The following is a 3,588-nucleotide window of genomic DNA, read 5'->3' as shown; positions in this document are numbered from 1 at the left end:
TATCAGGGCTTTGGCGATGGCCTCGAGGCCGATGCCCTCGGCTTGCGCCTGCTGGCGGCAAAAATTCCGGAAATGGTCGTCGCCTCGAGCTGCTCGAAGAATTTTGCTGTCTACCGCGACCGCGTCGGCGCGGCGATGATCCTGGCCAGGGACGGCGCACAGGCGGATGTGGCGATGAGCCAGATGCTGTCGGCGGCGCGCGCCATGTATTCGATGCCGCCGGACCACGGTGCGGCGGCCGTGCGCATCGTGCTCGAAGATGCCGCCTTGCGCGCCGACTGGGAAGCCGAACTTGAAGAGATGCGGCTGCGCATGCTCAGGCTACGCGTGCAGTTCGCCGAGGCGCTGCGCCGGCAGTCGAATTCCGACCGTTTCGATTTCGTCGCCAGCCATCGCGGCATGTTCTCCCGCCTTGGGCTCACGGAAGCGCAGGTCGAGCGACTGCGTGCCGAGCACGGCGTCTACATGGTCGGCGACAGCCGCATCAATGTCGCCGGCCTGCCCGAGGACGGCATGGACGAACTCGCCAAGGCGATCGTTTCGGTTCTTGATTGACGCGGCTTGTCTGTGGACAAGGCTTCCGCGCCGGCTGACAGCGTTAGCCGCGCGGCCGGTCGCGGGATAGCATCCGATAGACTGTTTTGACGCAATTCCGGACAGAAAACCGTTTCACACTTTTCCTGGAATAGCTCTAGATGACGCCATCGAAAGACATTTCGCGCCTGATCGAGATCATGGCGGCGCTACGGGCGCCGAAGACCGGCTGTCCCTGGGACATCGAACAGGATTTCTCGACCATCGCGCCCTACACGATTGAGGAAGCCTATGAGGTGGCGGACGCCATCGCGCGCGGCGACCTTGACGATCTGCGCGACGAGCTCGGCGACCTTCTGCTGCAGGTTGTCTATCACGCGCAGATGGCCGAGGAGGCCGGTGAATTCGCCTTCCCGGATGTGGTGCAAGCCATCACGACGAAGATGATCCGCCGCCATCCGCATGTCTTCGGCGACGAGAAAGCCCGCAACGCCGGCATGGCCAAGGGCATGTGGGAAGAGATCAAGGCCGAAGAGAAGGCGGAGAAACGAAGCGCCCGCCTCGCGCGTGGTCTCGATCCCGAAGACAACGGCAAGGGGTTTCTGGACAGCGTGCCGGTCGCCCTGCCCGCACTGACCCGGGCGCTGAAACTTCAGGAGAAGGCCGCCCGCGTCGGTTTCGACTGGAGCGAGGCGGCGCCCATCCTCGACAAGATCGAGGAAGAGATCGGCGAATTGCGCGAGGCGCTGGCAAAGGGCGACACCGCCTCGATCAAGGACGAGTTCGGCGACATGCTGTTTGCCGTCGTCAATCTCGGCCGTCATCTCAAGCTCGATTCCGAAGCAGCGCTGAGCGGCACCAACGAAAAATTCCGCTCGCGCTTCCACTATGTCGAACAAGCTCTGGAAAAATCCGGCAGCACGCTGGAAAAGGCTGATCTGGCCGAGATGGAAGCGCTCTGGCAGGAAGCAAAGACCGCGAAGTAATCTCTCTTTCGGGCAATTCCGGACGGAAAACCGCTATACACTTTTTCCTGGAATTGCTCCGGATTACCCGTTGTTTTTACGACGCAATCTGCTTTCGATCTCTTCGCGGGCGCTTTGCGTGGCCTTGAGCGAGATGGTGGCGCTGCCGTCATCATTGTCGCTTCGCGAAACGACATCGCCATTGCGGTAAAGCCAGTCGACAAGGCCGAACTGGGCCGGCTCGATCGTCACGGTGAGGTCTTCGAGTTCGCCCGCCATCCGTGTTTCGATGATCGCCTTCAGCGCATCGATGCCCTCGCCGGTCACCGCCGACACCGCAATCGGCGGCGCCTTGTTGGCGTCGGCGCCGTCTGCAAGCAGCCGGGTCCGGTTGCCTTCGTCGAGCCGGTCGATCTTGTTCCACACTTCTATCACGCGCTTGGCGTCGCCGGCGTCGACACCGAGGTCGGCCAGGATGCGCTCGACATCTTCCGCTTGTGCAGCAGTGTCCGGATCGGAAATGTCGCGCAGATGAAGCACAAGATCGGCCTCGACCACCTCTTCCAGGGTGGCGCGGAAAGCCGCGATCAGATGCGTCGGCAGGTCCGAAATGAAGCCGACCGTATCGGAGAGGATGATCGGCGTGCCATGTGGGAGGCGCACGCGGCGCAGCGTCGGGTCGAGCGTGGCGAACAGCATGTCCTGCGCCAGCACATCCGCCCCGGTCAGCCGGTTGAACAGCGTCGACTTGCCGGCATTGGTGTAGCCGACGATCGCCACCACCGGGAACGGCACCTTCCTGCGCTTGGCGCGGTGCAGGTCGCGCGTGCGCCGCACCGTTTCCAGCTCCTGCTTCAGCTTGATGATCTTTTCCTGCAGCTGCCGCCGGTCGGATTCGATCTGCGTTTCGCCGGGGCCCCCGAGGAAGCCGGCGCCGCCGCGCTGGCGCTCCAGATGGGTCCAGCTGCGCACGAGGCGGCCCTTCTGGTAGTTGAGATGGGCGAGTTCGACCTGCAGCGTGCCTTCCTTGGTGCGTGCGCGCTCGCCGAAGATCTCAAGAATCAGCCCGGTGCGGTCCAGCACCTTGGCGTTCAGCTCTTTTTCGAGATTGCGCTGCTGCACCGGGGTCAGCGGATGGTCGACGACGACCACTTCCGCATGTCCCTCTTTGACGATTTCCGCGAACTCCGCAACCTTGCCGCTGCCGAGCAGCGTCGCCGGGCGCGGATCGTTGACGGTCACCACCGCAGTGTGGATCAGATCCAGGTTGATGGCGCGGGCAAGGCCGACGGCCTCGTCGTGGCGAGCATCAGCCGAACGCATCAGCCGAGGACGGTTGGTCTCGTCGTCGTTGCGCTGGTGGCGGGTAAGGACGGGCACAATGACAACAGCCCGGGTCGGGCCCTTGGCTTCCGTCCCGGGATGATGCGTTGGTTTCCCGCGAACGGTGGCGTCCGCGTCTTTCTCACGTGCCAATCAGGCGCCCTGGCTTTCCTCGCCATCGAACATCTGAACCGGCTGGCTCGGCATGATCGTGGAAATGGCGTGCTTGTAGACGAGCTGGGAGTGACCGTCACGGCGCAGCAGGACACAGAAATTGTCGAACGAAGTGACCACGCCGGTCAGCTTGACGCCGTTGATAAGGAAGATGGTGAGCGGGTTCTTGCTCTTGCGAACTGAATTCAGGAACAGGTCCTGAAGGTTTTGCGATCGTTCCGCCATTGTTCTTGTCTTTCGCCGATCCCCTTCGGTTTGCAAGCCAATGCGCCAAATTAACGGGCGCATGTCAAGCTCGCAAACACCGTCTTGTCGTCAGTAACGACAAGCAGAACGAGATATATTGATGTTCATTCCACCTGTGCGGTTATCAGGCTGGACTTTTTTCCGCAATGTCAAAAAAGGCCTGCCGCAAGGAAAGTGTTATTGAGCCGGGGTGCCCATTGGCGACCGTATCGCCGTCGATAGCCACCACCGGCATGGCGAGTGTCGTTGCGGAGCTGATGAACGCCTCGCGTGCCGCCTTGGCCTCGGCGACGGAAAAGCCGCGCTCCTCGATCTTCAGGCCGAGCTTGGCCGCCACTTCGAACAT

General features: G+C 62.1%; 4 protein-coding genes and 1 pseudogene. 2 read left to right on the top strand and 3 right to left on the bottom strand.

Features of this window, described 5'->3' with window-relative positions:
- Both EN984_RS26775 and mazG read left to right on the top strand, forming a co-directional pair.
- On the top strand, window positions 1–555 hold a 555-nt coding region (locus tag EN984_RS26775), incomplete at its 5' end, for an aminotransferase class I/II-fold pyridoxal phosphate-dependent enzyme (protein ID WP_127384073.1).
- Window positions 556–695: 140 nt separating this feature from the next.
- Window positions 696–1,520: a nucleoside triphosphate pyrophosphohydrolase gene (mazG, locus tag EN984_RS26770; protein ID WP_127272396.1), complete on the top strand. Its 825-nt coding sequence runs from the start codon at window positions 696–698 to the stop codon at window positions 1,518–1,520.
- 63 nt (window positions 1,521–1,583) lie between these two features.
- Here mazG and hflX read toward each other — a convergent pair whose 3' ends face one another.
- From hflX to EN984_RS26755, 3 genes and pseudogenes are all read right to left on the bottom strand, one after another.
- On the bottom strand, window positions 1,584–2,975 hold the full coding sequence (gene hflX / locus EN984_RS26765; protein ID WP_127272395.1) for a GTPase HflX: 1,392 nt from the start codon (window positions 2,973–2,975) through the stop codon (window positions 1,584–1,586).
- Window positions 2,976–3,221: an RNA chaperone Hfq gene (gene hfq / locus EN984_RS26760; protein WP_006202172.1), complete on the bottom strand. Its 246-nt coding sequence runs from the start codon at window positions 3,219–3,221 to the stop codon at window positions 2,976–2,978.
- 145 nt (window positions 3,222–3,366) lie between these two features.
- A pseudogene (locus tag EN984_RS26755) lies at window positions 3,367–3,588 on the bottom strand (D-amino acid aminotransferase); the annotation flags it as partial.

Origin of the sequence: Mesorhizobium sp. M7A.F.Ca.CA.004.12.1.1, from assembly GCF_003997835.1 — a bacterium.
GTDB lineage: Bacteria > Pseudomonadota > Alphaproteobacteria > Rhizobiales > Rhizobiaceae > Mesorhizobium.
This window is presented reverse-complemented; position numbering and strand designations above follow the sequence as displayed.

Coding starts and splice junctions, on each gene's coding strand:
- mazG (WP_127272396.1), top strand. CDS start 696: ATGACGCCATCGAAAGACATTTCGCGCCTGATCGAGATCATGGCGGCG.
- hfq (WP_006202172.1), bottom strand. CDS start 3,221: ATGGCGGAACGATCGCAAAACCTTCAGGACCTGTTCCTGAATTCAGTT.